The organism is Acinetobacter sp. ANC5681 (assembly GCF_023488045.1).
GTDB lineage: Bacteria > Pseudomonadota > Gammaproteobacteria > Pseudomonadales > Moraxellaceae > Acinetobacter.
In genome coordinates this window covers 1-605 of sequence record NZ_JAMFKZ010000084.1, presented here as the reverse complement: position 1 = coordinate 605, position 605 = coordinate 1, and the positions used below count along the sequence as shown (strand labels likewise).

At 40.3% G+C, this 605-nt stretch carries 1 protein-coding gene; it reads right to left on the bottom strand.

Annotated features, from left to right (window positions below):
* The coding region (locus M5121_RS15835; protein WP_249571709.1) for an IS6 family transposase at positions 1 to 542 on the bottom strand (542 nt) is incomplete at its 3' end.
* Positions 543 to 605: the final 63 nt, after the last annotated feature.

Sequence of the window (605 nt, the reverse complement as noted above, 5' to 3'; positions counted from 1 at the left end):
CGCTTTAACTTACCATGATCACATTCAATGACATTATTTTTATACTTAATCTGCCTGTGCTCAATATCTACTGGACATTTTCCTTCTCGCTTTAATCGTGATAAAGCATGGCCATAGGTCGCTGCTTTATCTGTATTGATGACCCGTGGAATTTGCCATTTTTTCACCGTATTGAAGATCTTTCCTAGAAAACTATAGGCTGATTTACTGTTCCGTCTAGCGGAAAGGTAAAAGTCAATCGTATGACCCCGTTGATCAACTGCACGATACAGGTAAGTCCATCGCCCCTTCACTTTGATATAAGTCTCATCCATATGCCATGAATGTAAATCTGTAGGATTACGCCAATACCAGCGTAACCGTTTTTCCATTTCTGGAGCATAACGCTGAACCCAACGATAAATTGTACTGTGATCCACATTTATGCCTCGTTCAGCGAGCATTTCTTTAAGTTCACGATAGCTGATGCCATATTTACAATACCAACGAACAGCCCAAAGAATGATTTCACCTTGAAAGTGCCGACCGTGGAAGGGATTCATCTGCTGTATCTCGAAATAAATAAGATATTTAGCTTATCATGTCAGCCTATTTGCAACAGTGCC